The sequence below is a fragment of the uncultured Methanobrevibacter sp. genome (genome assembly GCF_902770715.1).
GTDB lineage: Archaea > Methanobacteriota > Methanobacteria > Methanobacteriales > Methanobacteriaceae > Methanocatella.
Map to the genome: position 1 here is coordinate 14,661 of NZ_CACXTS010000012.1, position 16,732 is coordinate 31,392.

Sequence of the window (16,732 nt, forward strand, 5' to 3'; positions counted from 1 at the left end):
AAATATAATAATCGAGGAGTTTTTGTGTCGTTTAAAGAAAAGATTTTATCCAAAAGCAATTCTTATGCATATTACAAAAAGGAAAACGAAAGGCTGACAAATGAGAACCAATCTCTTAGGAATGAAATAAAAGACCTAAAAGAGAGCAAGCAGAAGAATTTAAAAAATGAGTTTTTTGAAATTTATGACGATGCCAGTTCATTCTGCAATTGGAAATACTTAGATTACTACCTAAAAGATGATTTTGAGGATATCTTAAAGAATGTTACCGAAAATTTGGACAGCGACGCAAAAAGAAAATTCAAACTGATTCTGCTTAGGGTATTGATGGTGAACATGATTAGACAGGACTCATTGTATTTTGATGAAGAGCTTGAAAATCAGGAAAAATTCCTTGAGTTTAGGAAAAATAACTGCAAGGACAATAAAATCGGAAAATATAATTTCAATGGAAATTATAATCTGCACATGTTTATTGATTTAGGATTTAACGATGGGGAAATGGATTTTATTAAGGATAAGCATATAATAGATGCAGGTGCTTTCACAGGAGATACTGCCATTCCCCTTTCAGAGATTACAGAAAAAAATGTTTATGCATTTGAACCTTTCCAGGAATCCTTTGATTTGCTTAACAAAAACGTGAAAGATAACAATATCGAAAACATAGTTCCTATCAACAAGTCTTTAGGCGATATAAACGGTGAAAGAACCTTGTTTTTGGCTGGAGATAATGTTCAGGGAATAACCAATGATCCGAATATCAGAAAGCATGACAAGGAAATCAAGGTTGAAGAAACAACAATTGACAAATTCGTTGAGGATAATGGACTGGATATAGGATTGATAAGTGTGGATGTTGAAGGGGCTGAAATGGATTTGCTGAAAGGAGCTATTGAGACCATCAAAAGCCAAAAGCCGATTTTAACAATAAGCATTTACCATAAGGCGTCAGACTTTTTTGAGATTATTCCCTGGATTGCAAATTTAGGTTTGGGATATGAATTTGAAATAGAAAAGGACCATCCATGGCCATTTTTAGCAGATACGGTTGTCAAATGTAGGACAAAATTGATTTAAGATTTAATGATGATGGTGGTTTTTTTTAAAGGTTAAAGAATGGAAAATGATAATTTAATCAAATTTTTCCACAAGTTTCAAGGATTCTTCAATAACCTTCCACATGTCAAAGTATTGATACATTCCTAGTCTTCCACCGAAGATAACATTTTCCTCCTTGGAAGCTAATTCCTGATATTTTTTGAACAATTCCGAATTTTTTTCATCATTTAAAGGATAATAAGCTTCTTCACCCTTTATCCAAGTTTTCGGATACTCTTTTGTAATGACTGTTTTAGGAGATTCTGATCCTTCAAAATGTTTATGTTCAATTATTCTGGTATATGGAGTTTCGGCATCAGTATAGTTTATGACGGCATTTCCTTGATAGTTTTCAATATCCAAGGTTTCAAACTCGAAGTCCAATCCTCTGTAATCGAGTTCACCAAAACAATAGTCATAATACTCATCAATCATTCCAGTAAATAGGATGGTGTCGGCAATATTTAACCATTTTTCTTTGTCATCAAAGAAATTTGTATTTAATTTGACTTCAATTCCATCAAGCATCTTTTCGATGATTTTTGTATATCCTCCCATGGGGATTCCTTGATATAAGTCATTGAAGTAATTGTTATCAAAAATAAACCTTACAGGCAATCTTTTAATAATTGAGGATGGCAATTCTTCGCATTTTCTTCCCCATTGCTTTTCGGTATATCCTTTTACAAGTTTTTCATATATATCTTTACCGACAAGGGAGATTGCTTGCTCTTCAAGATTTTTAGGATTTTCAATATTCGCTTCGCTTTTCTGCTTTTCAATAATGTCTTTGGCTTCTTGAGGTGTTTTTACTCCCCACATTTGATAGAATGTGTTCATATTGAATGGGAGATTGTATAATTCTCCATTGTAATTGGCAACAGGGGAGTTTGTGTACCTGTTAAAGTCAGCAAATTGATTAATATATTCCCAAATTTCCTTTTTGTCTGTGTGGAATATATGCGCACCATATTTATGGACATTAATGTTTTCCACTTCCTCAGTATAAACATTTCCACCAATATGGCCTCTTTTTTCTATAATTAAACATTTTTTACCTTTCTTTGTCATTTCATGGGCGAATACGGAACCGAATAAGCCGGATCCTACAATTAGAAAATCATATTTCATTTTCATTCTCCTTTTCGTAATATTAATTAGATATATGTTGCATCAAATATATAAAAAAGTGTTCTTTATACATCACATAAATTCATTTAATTGATGTTGCAATTACTAGATGCACTTTCAATTAAATAATACAATATTTTTATATGTTTATTCAATTAAATTATTCATTATGGAAAGTTTCAATGACATTAGTGGAACGGAAAAAAGTGAATATGAAAAATTATTTGGGGATGAATTTTTTATTATTGACTCAAATAACATTAATTCATTAGAAAATAAATTATATGGATATGCACTAAATGGTGATGAAGTTATATATGATGCAAGCAAGGTCAAAAAAGAATTGGCCGGAGAGGGTGCATATGTTTACATAGATGTCAGAGATAATGATATTTCTATTTTTCAGGATATTAACGGAAGTTATGGATTATATTTATTTAGGAAAGATGATTATTTTGCTATATCCAATTCATTCCTTAAATTAGTGGAATTTTTAAAACATGATTTTAAATTAACCCTGAATTCAGATTATGCTTATGGATTAATTTCTGCAGGATTATGTTCACATATTTTTGAAAAAACATTAATTAATGAAGTAATGTCCATACCTAGAAATTATATTGTGCATATTGATAAGTGGAAAAAATTTGTTTCATTTGATAAACTTGATTTTAAAGAAAAAACAATCGATTTAGATTCCAAAGAAGGACTGGAGGTATTGGATAATTGGTTTTATAAATATATTAATATTCTTAGGTCTATTAAGGCGAAAACCAACAATATAATAATTGATTTGAGTGGTGGATTTGACTCAAGGATGACATTTATTTTCGCGTTATGTTCAAACATTGATTTAAATAAAGTAAAAATTGGGTCTATGAATCATAAAACCAATAAATCAATTCAGGAAGATTTTGAAATTGCAAGTGAAATAGCAAAAGAATTTAATTTTAAGTTAAATGAGGAAGTATTCTTTGAAAAAAGAATTACTTTTAAGGACATTTTAACCATATTAAACATATCATTTAATGTTAAATTGGGTTTTAATAATCAAATGAATTATATTTTCTATAAAAGCGAAGAACCAGTATACTCATTTAGTGGTGCTGGTGGAGAGAAATTAAGAAGTTACAACCAAAAAAATCCTGAGGAATTCTTATTAAATACAGAAAAAAATTCTAAAAGATTTGATAACAGTTTAATAGAACCTTCTTTAAGATTAATGCAATCAAATATTAATAGGGTAGCTGAAGAATTTGAAATTGATGACCCCACTTCAAAAAGAATAATTGACTTATTGTACAGTGAAAATAGATTTAAGAATCATTTTGGTAAGCTATCTGTAGAACGTTATATGAGGAATTTAATTAGATTTACTCCACTTTTGGATTCTGAGATAAATAAATTAAAATTGACAACAAAAAATTGTGATGATGAAAACATTTTAATGGCAGTAATTTTCTTGAGGTACTGTCCAAAATTACTTAAATTCAGAGTTCAGGGAGGTAGGGAAATAGATGCGGAAACTATTCGAATTGCTAAAGAAATTAACAGAATAAAACCATTCAAACCTAAGCATTATGAATTTATTTCAGGACCTCCTATAAATATAGGAGAGATAAATGAGAATAAGAAAAATTTCAATTATCCTTTAGGAACAAATTATGCAGTGAATGAATACTTGAAGAAAATTTTCTATTCAAGAAAATTTGAAATGGAATTTAAGAAATATTTCACAGATAATTTGTATAATAATATCTCAAAAAGTATTGAAACAAAGCAATATTTCCCATTACAATATGCATTTCCAATTTTTTCAATAATGAAAATAATAAATGACATAAAATTCAGCCAGTCCAAAAAGGATTATTCATTTTCATCATGGTTGACCAGTCACATTGAGGAGGAATATGGCAATAATGATAGTGTTCCACCAATTTCAAGAGAGTTGTTATTGAATTATGGAACTGCAAGAATTGACCTGATGAATATGGGAAATCAAGATAATAATATAGAAATTTTAGAAAAATCCGATAACTTCTCTGAATTAACTTATCCAGAATGGCTTGGAGGGTCTGACGGAAATGGTTTGATTATCTTAAGTCATGTAGGTTCATTAAATTTAAAAGTAAAATGCATAAATGATGGGGAATTGAATATCCGCCTTAGATCTAGGGATCTTAAAGATAAAAATCAAAAGAGATTTCCAGTTTTCATTGATTATACAAAATGCACTATTAATGGTGAAGAATTTTTGGAGGATAGTTCTCTAGTTACTCATGGCAAACCTTACCTGATTACCCGTCCTGTAAAAGATTCAGAAATTTTAGACATTTGCTTTGAGTGGAAACCATTTGACAACACTAGTGACTACCAAGATGAAGGAAGGCAAATTCTTCAAAGAGTAGGTAATAAATTAAATAAATATAATACTGCAAGAATTGATGTTTATTTAGATGGAAAAGATAAAACAGGAAACACATTAAAACTTGCCGAAATTGATGATTATACGAATCTATCTAAACTTACTTGGATGGAAAATCCCAATTCAAGTTTAAGTATTACTAATAGGAATAACGCTATAGACTTTAAATTAATTTGTCTTGATGATGGAGATTTGTCCCTTAAATTGAGGGGAGTATCATTCAAAATGGGTAATCAAAGAATTCCTATCTTTATTAATTATACCAAGTTCATTGTCAACGATGATGATATTATTGGGGATAATACTGTTGTTGATCATAATCATCCATTCATTTATAATAAAAATGTTGAAAATGGAGAAATGGTGAAAGTCCATATTGAATGGACGCCTTGTTAATAATTAATATTTTTAATGGAAATAGGGTACACTAGTTATAAATGAGATTTATTTTGTTAAAATTTAATATTAAAAATTTAATTTTAAATTAGTGATTAGTTTTCAGAAGTTTTCATTCACTTCCTTAAATATTGAGATAATTTTTTCAAACACTTCATCATTGTTTTCATTATATCTAAGCATTGACATTCTTCTATGCTTATGAAGTATTTTAGGTATGCTCATGTAATCGCCATAACTGCCTTTCATGTACCTGTGCGGATTATTTGGGCATGGAAACATTCTGTCCTCAAATTTTATTTCTTTGAGAGGGAATAAGTTTTTAGTTTCAATTACTGATCTGTTGATTTCGAGGGCATCAACACCTGGAATAATATATTTTGACCTTTCGAAAGTTAAATTTAATTCATCATAATATTGTTTCAGATATTCTTCTCTACTGACATTTTTAAGTTTATTTCTATACAGATTTTCTTTGCTCGCTTTGACTCTTTGTTTAAATCCTTTTTCTTCATATTCAGTCATAAAATCGTATGGTACCACGTCAATATTAGAAATTATTCTTTTGCCTTTGTATGATTTCATTTCGGAATAAACTCGGATAGCCATAAATGTTTCCACGGGTTGATTATCAATTTTTCGAGGGTGATATGCTATTCTAACATATTCACCAAGGTTGTGCTCATCAATTTCTTTTTGCAGAATTTCTTCGAATTTAATGAAATCTTCCCTAATCATACCGATGTCTGCATCATCATCCCATGGAATAAAACCACCATGGCGGACAGCACCTAAGAGATTTCCAAAATCTATCCAAAACTCTAAATCATATTTGTTACAAACGTTTCTTACAAATTCCATCAATTCAAGAAGTAATGTCTGGAGGTCGCTAAATAATTTCTTAGGTTTTAATTCATAATCTAGGTAAATATTATTAAACAGGTAATTGTATGAATCCAATACTCTATCAGTAATAATCTTATATTGTTCTAGTTCTTTTTTTAATTCTGGAACTTCATCATCTGGATGTTTAATAAGATTTTCCAAATATGCAATTCTTGCTTCTAATAATTCCCTATTTTCAGGCGTGGTTTCATCGGTGTCAATTGATCCAAGTTTAGCATGAAACTCTCTAATGTTTACTTCACGATTGTCATTAAAGACTCTAATAACAAACAATGTTTCGTCAGATGCAACAGTTCTAATTAGATTTCCATCTGCAATTATGGAAACTATTCCATCTTTCCTAGTAAATTCCATATCGTGCCACACGTTTGTTTTCAATGCAACATCATTTTTGAGGTCTTTATTTCTAAAATTAATTAAAGTACCAGTTCCCAAATAGAAGTTAACTAAAACTTGATAGTTTAATTTAAATTTTAATTTGAAGTCTCCAGTTAAAGGATGATTTAAGATAATTCCTTTAAGCATAGAGGACATTTCATGATAGAAATTAATTCCAGTATCTGGGCTGATATTAAATTTGGCTCCTTTATCTATTATCCAAAATTTCTCATCAGTTGTTAAATCAATATTTGAAGTAATTAAATCATATTTTCCTTTATTATGGTTTTTAATCGTATTTTCAATGTTCATCAAATTATTTTTTCGTTCGGTTCTAATTTGATCATCATCTAAAATGATTTTGGTTTTCTCTTGCATATTAACAACCTTTTGTAATTAACAGAATCTCCTACATTATTGATATTATATTTTTTACATTAACATTATAAATCTTATTATATGTTATAAACTCTAAGTATTCTGCGATGATTTTAAAAAAAGGTAAATAGAATTTTAATTTTCATGTTTTCAAATTAAATATCCTTTTTTAAATGGGTTTTTACTATATTTAAAGAAAATTTTATATTAGAATAATAATATAGTTAACTATAATATATCAAACTTATATTGTAAATTATTTTAGTTGATTCTTTTATAAATGAGGTTTTTTAATGGTTAAGGTTTCTGTTGTAATTCCCGTGTATAATGTGGAAAATTATTTGGAAGAATGCTTGGATAGTATTGTTAATCAGACAATGAAGGACATTGAAATTATCTGTGTCAACGACGGATCTACAGATGGGTCCTTGGATATTTTAAACGACTATGCTGCAAGGGACGAAAGATTCACTGTCGTTTCCCAAGAAAACGGAGGGCATGCTGTGGCGACCAATAGGGGAATGTCCATGGCAACAGGGAAATATCTCTATTTGATGGATTCTGATGACATATTAAAGGTTGAAACTGCTCTTGAAGACACATATAATATTGCGGAAGAGAAAAATCTTGATTTTGTGATTTTCCAATCCATTAATTATTATATGGATACAAATAAATTGATTAAAAAAGAAAACTACAGTATGAATGCACTTGCCGATTTCATTGGCGATAAGGTATTCAACTGGCGTGACATTAAAGATTACATATTTACCATTACCGTAACTCCTTGGAGTAAGCTATACAATAGGGAATTCATTGTAAAATCCGGTGCAAAATTCCCTGAGGGGCTTGTTTTTGAAGATAATGTTTTCTTCTGGGAAGTTCTTTTCAGTGCTGAGAGAATATATTTCCATAGGCAACATTATTTCGTACGCCGTTGGCACTCTTCCTCATTTACAGTTTCTGGAGGGCCTCAGTTTAAAGATTCTATTGATGTGATGAGATTAGTTTGGGAAGTATTTAAAAAATTTGGTGTTTTCCACGAATTTGAGGACATTCTTTATCACAGAAGGATTGACCTCGGATACATGAGATTCAGATTAATCAGAGACGAATTTAAGCAGGGTTATCTGGATGCACTTAAGGAATCATTTAATGAAATCAAACAGGAAAGCAACTTTGATGAGGTTTTCAATAGATTGTCCAAACGTGACCAAGCAATATTCAATTATGCGCTTGAATCAGAAACTCCTGAGGAGTACAAAAACATAATGGAGGATTTCGATTCTGGAAGATTGAGAAGAATGGCTCCTAGAGACCCTAACACTCCTATCAAGATATCAATCATGATGCCGGTCTACAATCTTGAAAATTACCTTGATAGATCAATTGGAAGTATCATTAGCCAAACATTGGATGAACTGGAACTCATTTGCGTTAATGATGGCTCTTCAGATAACTCCCTGAAGATTTTAAGGGAATTTGAAGAGAAATATAATTTTATTAAAGTATTCACACAGGAAAACCAGGGTGCAGGGCCTGCATTGAACCGCTGTATTGGTGAAGCCAGCGGGGAATATATCGCATTCCTGGATGCGGATGACATCTATGTTGATGATACTGCTTTGGAAAAAATGTATAATTATGGAATTAAAAATGATGCAGAAATTGTCGCAGGAAATCTCAAGAGAACCAATCTGAAAGGAGATTTAATGGCAAACTTCAATTATGATGTCGGCAATTATGCATATTGTGATGATTATGGCACAATGGACCCGAAGGATTATGGAATTCCTTGGGCATTTTATAAAAATATTTACAAAAAATCATTTTTAGATGAAAATAATGTCAGATTCCCTCCATTTAAGCGTGGTGTGGATCCGGTATTTTTAGCAAAAGCATTGGCTGAAGCTTCTGTGATTTACACAGTGCCTGTAGACTTATACGGATACAATTGGAGTATTGGAGGAGGATTCAATAACAAGCTATTCGATTATTCATTTAAGAAAAACCATCTGATTGCTTTCAAGTCTTCCTTTGACATTTTGGAAAATGCAGGATTTAGTGAAGTGGCCCACAGGTTTAAAAAAGAAGTTATAACATATTTAACTCATTTCGGTAATGAAAATGACCTTGAACTATTCAATTTGGTTCATGAAGTCTTTGGTGAGGATGAACGCTACTTCGATGACTATTCCGATGAGTTCATGCTTTACAAAGTAAAATTGATATTGAATAACATCAATGACCAGAAATTTTTCATTTATGCTAAAAATACTTTAAGCGAAACTCCAATTTGGGAGAACAATTTACTAACCAACAGCGTAATTAGGGAAGTCTTTGTTGTGCTGTCATCAAATTCATTTGAAGAATACAAACTCAATTTACATAAATTTATAATTAATGAATCATCTGGAAATGAGTTAGTGGCTGCTAAAAAGATATTCAATCCTGAATTTGAAGTGCAAGGTTTAAGCAGTGCTGCAGATTCATTAATTGATGGAAGAAACAGTTTAAATGAGAACATTGCTTCATTATTGGAAAACAATGAAAAATTAAAATTAAAGATTTATAAATTGACTGAAGATAACAAGTACCTGAAAAAAGAAGTAAGTGAATTAACGGAATTAAATGACAAAAATAATTCTTCAACAGGTTCAAAAATTAAAAAAACATTAAAATTGGGTAAATAATTGGGTGGTTTTGATGGTTAAAGTTTCTATAGTGATGCCGGTTTATAACGGTTATAATTTTCTAGAAAAATCAATAGAAAGTGTTGCAAAACAAACATTGAAAGATGTGGAGCTAATCTGCATTGATGACGGTTCTACCGACAAGTCTTTGGAACTCTTGAATGAATTGAGTGAAAAATATGATTTCATCAAAATATTGACTCAAAAGAATCAAGGTTCAGGAATAGCTAGAAATAACGGTATTAAAAATGCCACTGGAGAATATGTCGCCTTTTTAGATGCCGATGATGAGTTTTTAGATGCTGACGCATTGGAAAGAATGTATAATGCATCCAGTATCAACAATGCGGACATGATTTCAGCTAATCTTCAATTCATAAATGAAAATGATGAAATCGTTGATAACATTTTCTATAATAATAAGGATTATCTATTCATATCCAAAGAGGATGTTATTTCACCAAGTGATTATGGATTGCCTTTATCTTTCTATAAGAACATATTCAAAAGAAGCTTCCTATTGGATTATGAGATTTATTTCCCTGATTTGAAAAGAGGACAGGATCCTCCATTTTTAGCTAAAGCTATTGTTTCAACCAGTGAAATCCCAGTTATTCCTGTTGATTTGTATGGTCATCATTTCCAATCCGGAGGGGGTGCTGAAAGCAAGGTAAACAGTTTCCCTAAAAGACATGACTACATCACTCATTACAAACTTACTTATGATATTTTAGAGAAAAAAGGATACTTTGATTTGGTGGAAAGGTATAAGAAGAAATTATTCATTTATCTCAATAACAATTTCAATAATGATTTTGAATTAACCGGCTTTAAAATAGTCAATGATGTTTTCGGTTCCGGAAACGAGTATTTTGAAGGATTCGAAGATCAAATCGCGGAATTCCGTATAAAACAGATTACTGATTATCTAAGCAGTTCCGATGATTATGACTTTTTTATGAAAGCTAAAAAATTAATTTTAAGCTATAGAATTTGGAACAATAAGCTATTATCAACTCCATTGCTCAAAAAGTGTTTTTTAATATTGACCGCTAATTCTCTTGATGACTTCAAAAACAAAGAGACAAAAATCAATGAAAGAATCAACAATGATGATTCTGCAAAAAAATCCTCCGGTAAGGATTCAGCTATTTTATCAAAATATATCACTGGCAGAATTGACATTAAAAACTTCGGAGGAAAAGACAATAAGGTGGAAGTTATCGAGAATTCCGACATGGATGCAACAGTTACCCAACCTAAATGGTTTACAAATCAAAAAGGTATCGGAACCCAAATTCAAAGTAAAAAGGGCAACATTCGCTTAAAAATACGATGTATCAATAATGGAAAATTAAATGTAACACTTAGAGGTATTGACTTTAGAGATGATTACGACAACAGAATTCCTATTTATGTTAAATACACTAAGTTAATGATTGATGATGAGAACGTTATTGAAAATCCTGCATTTATTTGGCATGATGAACCACTTTCCCATGAAATTGATGTTGAAGATGGTCAAACTGTAGACCTTCTTGTTGAATGGGGTGCAGTTTAATGAGGGGGTGATAAAATGAAACCAGAGAATAAACCTACAAAAAGCAGAGATGAAATTAAAATATCTTATTTAAACAATTTATTAAATCTTAAAGAGGTAACCATCAAACATAAGGATGGGGACCATGGAATCATTCCTTCAGAATTTTCTGATTTAACAAACAATAGAGGTTTGTGGATAACTGATGAGGGAACCTTTTTTGAGAGGGACTATAATCAGGGAATTACTTTTTACCATGAATATCCCTTATTGGAGAAAGGAGTAATTTTAAATTATCCTTTAAAGGGTGATTTCACATTAAAATTCAAGTTAAATTATCAGGTTCTTGTTAATTTTTACTTGGGCACAAAACATTTGATAAACTTCCGAAATAAACAAATGAAAAATGATGTTGCATTGGAAACAAACGTTTGGCATGATATGGAATTTAGCAGAGAAGGAGACATTGTTTCCATTAAAGCTGATGGTTCTCTAGTTAGAACAGTTGTATCTAATGAGGAATTGTTTGTCATTAGGATTTATAATAGTGGCCGTAAAGTCAATATTAAAGAATTCTATGCTAATGTTGCTCCGGTAGCGGGCAGGGAATACATTACTAAAAGTAGGGAAACTCAACTTTTGGAAGATAAAATTTCACAGCTGGAAAATTACATTTATGCTTTGCCTCATGGTGAGGATTTCATTGGTTTGGAAAATAAATTCGAAACTCATGAACAAATATTGGATTCTTATAATTATTATTTTGATACATTGTTCATTGATTATAACTTACAGCCAAAAGGGTTGTTAAAAAGTGTCCAGGATTTATGTGAGGAATTATTGTTTTTTGTCGGCAATGTATGTGATAAATATGACCTTCCATGGTGGATTGATAGCGGTAATATGTTAGGCGGTTTGAGACATGGTGGTTTCATACCGTGGGATGATGATGTTGATATTGGTATGATGAGAAAAGATTACCATGAGCTTAATAAAGTTCTGCCGTTGGAAATTAAGGAACTTAACTTGTCCGATTTTGTTGATGTGCAGTACAGGTATCGTAAATATCAAAGAAAAGATGTTGTAAATGGTTTCCTTCAAGTTTTCGTTAGAGATTTGCCTGATAAAACAGTATTTGCAGGCGTTGACGTTTTCCCATATGACTTTTTAGTTTCTTATGATAATTCTACAATTGGAGATTTATATGAAAAAGCTAAAAACGATTTTTATAAGAAATTAACTGAGGGGTCTGATACAAAACAGTTGTACATGGGGTTAAATGAAGATGAAGTCATGGATGATTATTTCAAAACCTTAAATCTATCCTACGAACCTACAAAGTACCTTGTTCATGGTGTTGAAGGGTCCTTCGGATATGGGGGAACCAATTTGCTTGAAGTATTTGTCATGAATTATGACGATATATTCCCGTTAGGTAAAGTGAAGTATTGCAACCATGTATTTCCGGTACATAATAATCCTGATGCTTATTTGACTCAAGTTTATGGAAATAATTATATGCACGTCCCTAAATCTATAAGATCTCATGGTAGGGTTGATAACTTCAGAAACAGGAAAGATGCAAGCGCAAAATTCGAGGAGTTTCTTTCAAAACTTAAAGAGGCAAATGATAAATTTTAATATTCTTGGCTGTTAATGTCTTAAAATAAAAATTCTTGAAATAATGTAGGTAATAACATGTCTGAAAATGATGAAAATATTGATGTTTTATTGGAAGGGATTTCCAAATTTACAGAAGAGTTAGTTAAGCTTGAAAACTGCTTTGAAAATCAAGATAATCTAATCAATAATAAATTAGAGGGATATGATGCTAAAATTAATAATCTAAACAATGATTTCTCTAATTTAAATGAAACCATCAATAAACTCAAGGAGTATCTGTTATTGGAGCTAGAATCCAGTTTGGATAAGCAGAAACAGATACAACTGAAAAATGAACATAAATACAATGATTTGCTTGTCATTTTAAAAAATAATGATGATGAAAAAATATTTTCATTAAATCAAGAAATTGGGGCATTAAAACAAACATTAGCTAATAAAACTGAAGAAATCAATGAGTTGTCTTTCAAAAATGAAGATTTAAACAGCATTTTAAGGCAAAAAGAACAAGAAACCGATGAATTAAATAAAAAAATTGATGAAGTTTCTTCTATTAAGGATTTGGAGATTGAAAAGGTTTTCGATGAGAAAAATTCTGAAATTGATAATTTAAATATTATTCTGAATGAACGTGATGATGAAATCGTTTCCTTAAATGAAAAGATTGATGAAATTTCTTCAATAAAAGATTTAGAGATAAAAAACGTATTTGAAGAGAAGACTAAGATTATTGATGATTTAAAGAATAGTTTAAAGGAACGTGATGATGAGCTTGTTTCTTTGAAGGAGAAGATTGATGAAATTTCTTCTGATAAGGATTTGGAGATTAAGAGGATTTCTGATGATTTGAGTTCTGCTCTGAAAGATTATGATGAAAGTGATGGTCTTATTGATGATTTAAAGAATAGTTTAAAGGAACGTGATGATGAGATTGTTTCTTTGAAGGGGAAGATTGGTGAGATTTCTTCTGTTAAGGATTTGGAGATTAAGAGGATTGTTGAGGAGAAGGATTCTGAAATTGATGATTTGAATAGTGCCTTGAAGAAACGTGATGAAGAAATCGATGCTTTAAATCAAAAAGTTGGTATTGTCAATGACTTTATCCAAATTGTGGATGAAAATGATAAAATTATTAATGCAATTGGAGATGATATTTCCAAATTTGAATCAGACTTATCTGATAAAGCAGACCAAAATTCAATTTTAAATGATGAGAATGATTTCCTTAAAAAGAATCTAAAAGAAAAAAATGCTCAAATTGATTATTTGAATGAAGAAATCCAAATTTTAAAAGAAATCATAGCAGAAAAGGATAAAACTATTGGTTATTTAAAAGGAGATGATTAATATGTCCAAATTTTATGATTCCAATACGATTCTTGAGATTCTAAGAATTTTCAAGGTAAAAGATGTGGTCTTATCCAATGTATCTAATAGGAATCTGATTGATGCTATTAAAAAATCTGATTTCAATTTAATCAATGCAGATGAAGAAAACAATAATCCCTTGGATGTTCTTCCGGAATTAACAAATTACGATGCCATATTTATAGATGGAGATGCAAATTGGTACACTGTCTTCAATGAATTGAATATTGTAAAACAGTCAAATAAGGATTTCCCATTGGTTTTCATTTGCAATAATGTTTTTCCAAACAAAAGGAGGGATTCATATAAAAATCCTGAATCTATTCCTTCAGAATTCAGGCAAAAATTTGCAAAGGAATTGCCTTTGGTCTATGATGGTGAAACAATTAACATTGTTGATGAGTGTTATCATGCCTGTGAGGAAAACACTCCTAGAAATGGTGTATTAACCGCAATTGAAGATTTTTTAAGCGAAAATTCTCATATTAGTCTCATGAATATCAACTTTGTAGATGGAACTACAATTTTATATCCGAAACTTCAGATTAATGAAAAAAGAATCAATATCATCAATAACTTGACTAAAAATGATGAAACCGAATCAGTTAACTTATCAGATAAATTAATTGAAAATGATTTATTGGTTTCTCATATTAACAAATATAATGAATATTGTGAAAATTTCATTGAGTTTGAAGATGAACTCTCTAAGAAAGATAATCTTATTGCAAATTATGAAAAGGAACTCAGCATTAAAAATTCAGAAATGACTTTAATGGATAGTCAGATTAAGAGTATAGAATCCAAATTAAATCTAAAAGATTCCCAAATTGAAAATTTTGAGTCTAAATTAGTCAATAAGAATGAAATGATAACTACTCTGGAAGACCAGATTAAATCTAATAATGCTGATTTTTCTGAGAGGGAGTCTTCTTTTAATGAGAGGATTAATGCTCTTGAGGGTCAGATTAAATCTAATAATGCTGATTTTTCTGAGAGGGAGTCTTCTTTTAATGAGAGGATTAATGCTCTTGAGGGTCAGCTTGACTCTGCTAATGCTGATTTTTCTCAAAAGGAGACATCATTCAATAGTCAAATCATTTCCCTTGAAAATAAGTTAATGAGAAAGCAGGGTGAATTTGACACATTATCCCGCAACATTAAACAAAAAGACAATCAACTTAAAATCAAACAACATGAATTGGATGATGTGGAAAGGGAATTAAGTGATGTGGAAAGTGAATTAGATAATTTGCAACATAATTATACAAAGCAATTATCCAAATTAGATTCAAATAGGTATTGCATCAGCTGTTTTAAGGATGAGATTTCTAACAATCATTTGGAAATCAACTATCTTAAAAAGAGTCCAATTCTTAAAAAGATTTTAAGTCCTGTAGCTTACTTATATTTAATTTTCAAATCCAAACCAAAGGAGTTGTCATTAAATATTGATTTATACAAAGCTCTTAAGGACAGCAACTGTTTTGATATTGGATTTTATCTAAATAAGAATAAGGATTTAATAGATAGTAAATGGTGTAAATACTTTTCACCAGAATTGCATTATGTTTGTGAAGGCTTTAAAGAGGATAGGCTGTTTAATAAGAGATATTTCAATACGAATTCCAAAAAGGAATTATTGGATTATTTATTGGAATGTGATAAGTAACCATGTGGGGCATTTTTTTAAAATGGGATGCTCCCCGGCGCATGTTTCTCATAAAAACATGTGGATGTGAGTTTAAATATTTCGAATCATGAATAATACCAAGGTGAAAGTGTGATTTCTGTTATTGTTCCAGTGTATAATGTTGAAGACTATTTGCATGTTTGCTTAAATAGTATTTTAAACCAAACTTTTCAAGATTTTGAGATTATTTGCATTGATGATGAATCAACAGATTCCTCTAGTGAAATTCTTGAATATTTTGCAAGCAAAGATTCAAGAATTAAAATTCTTCGCAATGAGAGGAATATTGGATTAGGTCCTAGCCGTAATAGGGGTATTGATGCCGCAAAGGGCAAGTATATAATTTTCTTAGACAGTGATGACTGGTACAGCTTCGATACTCTAGAGACATTTTTCAATGAAGCCGAAAAAAATAATTTGGATATGGTAATGGGCAAGCCTATCGTTTTTTATGAAGAGGAAAAATCTTTTGGCAGGGAAAGATATTATGATGCCGAATTCATGGGCAAATTTGATCATAAGGTATTTGACCATTGGGATTTGGATAAAACAAGGTTGTTTGACATTCCAATTGCCGTTTGGAATAAGCTATACTTAAAATCCTTTTTGGATGAGAATAACATAAGGTTTCCCGATGAGGATTATATTCATGAAGACAATCCGTTTTCATGCAGGGTAATGACTCATGCTAAAAGAATCTCTTTTATAAATAAGTATTTTTACAATCGTCGAAGACGTCCTGGTTCTTTAATGGCTTTGAATGATGATAGGTTATTCGATAACATTGCGATAGTCCGTCTTGTTCTTGATGTTTTCATGGAAGATGCTGAACTTTATGAATATTATAAGAAGGAAGTGTTGACTTATATCTTCAAAACTGTTTTAAATTGGAAATACCAACAAATTGAGGACCAGTACAAGGAAAGGTTTTTCAGTGAAGTTCAAGGGGTCTATAGGACCTTCATTGAAGATTATGGATTATATAATGATATTAGGGATAATGTTGATAAGGAAATTCTTGATTTTTTCAAATTTGAAGATATCGTCTCAGAAATGTTATAATATATTAATTACCTTTTTCAATTTATTATTTTAAAGTC

General features: G+C 30.6%; 10 protein-coding genes. 8 read left to right on the forward strand and 2 right to left on the reverse strand.

Annotated features, from left to right (window positions below):
• The first annotated feature begins 24 nt into the window (after positions 1-24).
• Positions 25-1,080 (forward strand): FkbM family methyltransferase, encoded by a 1,056-nt coding sequence (locus tag QZU81_RS04750; protein WP_295589702.1) that lies wholly within the window; start codon positions 25-27, stop codon positions 1,078-1,080.
• Between the two features lie 54 nt (positions 1,081-1,134).
• On the opposite strand, the gene glf is transcribed toward QZU81_RS04750, so the two are convergent.
• Positions 1,135-2,232 carry a UDP-galactopyranose mutase gene (gene glf, locus QZU81_RS04755; protein WP_295589704.1) on the reverse strand — a complete coding sequence of 366 codons (1,098 nt, stop codon included), beginning with the start codon at positions 2,230-2,232 and terminating at the stop codon, positions 1,135-1,137.
• A gap of 169 nt (positions 2,233-2,401) precedes the next feature.
• Between glf and QZU81_RS04760 the strand changes: the two genes are divergently transcribed.
• A complete protein-coding gene (locus QZU81_RS04760; RefSeq protein WP_295589706.1) occupies positions 2,402-5,053 on the forward strand; it encodes a hypothetical protein in 2,652 nt (883 codons plus the stop codon).
• Positions 5,054-5,155: 102 nt separating this feature from the next.
• Here the strand turns inward: QZU81_RS04760 and QZU81_RS04765 are convergent, their stop codons facing one another.
• Complete coding sequence (locus QZU81_RS04765) at positions 5,156-6,715, reverse strand: phosphorylcholine transferase LicD (protein ID WP_295589708.1); 1,560 nt, start codon at positions 6,713-6,715, stop codon at positions 5,156-5,158.
• 293 nt (positions 6,716-7,008) lie between these two features.
• Between QZU81_RS04765 and QZU81_RS04770 the strand changes: the two genes are divergently transcribed.
• From QZU81_RS04770 to QZU81_RS04795, 6 genes are all read left to right on the forward strand, one after another.
• Positions 7,009-9,408: a glycosyltransferase gene (locus QZU81_RS04770; RefSeq protein WP_295589711.1), complete on the forward strand. Its 2,400-nt coding sequence runs from the start codon at positions 7,009-7,011 to the stop codon at positions 9,406-9,408.
• Between the two features lie 13 nt (positions 9,409-9,421).
• Complete coding sequence (locus QZU81_RS04775) at positions 9,422-10,969, forward strand: glycosyltransferase family 2 protein (RefSeq protein ID WP_295589713.1); 1,548 nt, start codon at positions 9,422-9,424, stop codon at positions 10,967-10,969.
• A 15-nt stretch (positions 10,970-10,984) separates the two neighbouring features.
• Positions 10,985-12,589, forward strand: a complete 1,605-nt coding sequence (locus QZU81_RS04780; protein WP_295589715.1) for a phosphorylcholine transferase LicD — start codon at positions 10,985-10,987, stop codon at positions 12,587-12,589.
• 57 nt (positions 12,590-12,646) lie between these two features.
• Entirely contained in the window at positions 12,647-13,918 is a 1,272-nt protein-coding gene (locus tag QZU81_RS04785; protein WP_295589717.1) for a hypothetical protein, read from the forward strand.
• A gap of 1 nt (position 13,919) precedes the next feature.
• Positions 13,920-15,611: a hypothetical protein gene (locus tag QZU81_RS04790; protein ID WP_295589719.1), complete on the forward strand. Its 1,692-nt coding sequence runs from the start codon at positions 13,920-13,922 to the stop codon at positions 15,609-15,611.
• A 111-nt stretch (positions 15,612-15,722) separates the two neighbouring features.
• Positions 15,723-16,694 (forward strand): glycosyltransferase family 2 protein, encoded by a 972-nt coding sequence (locus QZU81_RS04795; protein WP_295589721.1) that lies wholly within the window; start codon positions 15,723-15,725, stop codon positions 16,692-16,694.
• Positions 16,695-16,732 lie beyond the last annotated feature (38 nt).

Coding starts and splice junctions, on each gene's coding strand:
- glf (WP_295589704.1), bottom strand. CDS start 2,232: ATGAAATATGATTTTCTAATTGTAGGATCCGGCTTATTCGGTTCCGTA.
- QZU81_RS04760 (WP_295589706.1), top strand. CDS start 2,402: ATGGAAAGTTTCAATGACATTAGTGGAACGGAAAAAAGTGAATATGAA.
- QZU81_RS04765 (WP_295589708.1), bottom strand. CDS start 6,715: ATGCAAGAGAAAACCAAAATCATTTTAGATGATGATCAAATTAGAACC.
- QZU81_RS04770 (WP_295589711.1), top strand. CDS start 7,009: ATGGTTAAGGTTTCTGTTGTAATTCCCGTGTATAATGTGGAAAATTAT.
- QZU81_RS04775 (WP_295589713.1), top strand. CDS start 9,422: ATGGTTAAAGTTTCTATAGTGATGCCGGTTTATAACGGTTATAATTTT.
- QZU81_RS04780 (WP_295589715.1), top strand. CDS start 10,985: ATGAAACCAGAGAATAAACCTACAAAAAGCAGAGATGAAATTAAAATA.
- QZU81_RS04785 (WP_295589717.1), top strand. CDS start 12,647: ATGTCTGAAAATGATGAAAATATTGATGTTTTATTGGAAGGGATTTCC.
- QZU81_RS04790 (WP_295589719.1), top strand. CDS start 13,920: ATGTCCAAATTTTATGATTCCAATACGATTCTTGAGATTCTAAGAATT.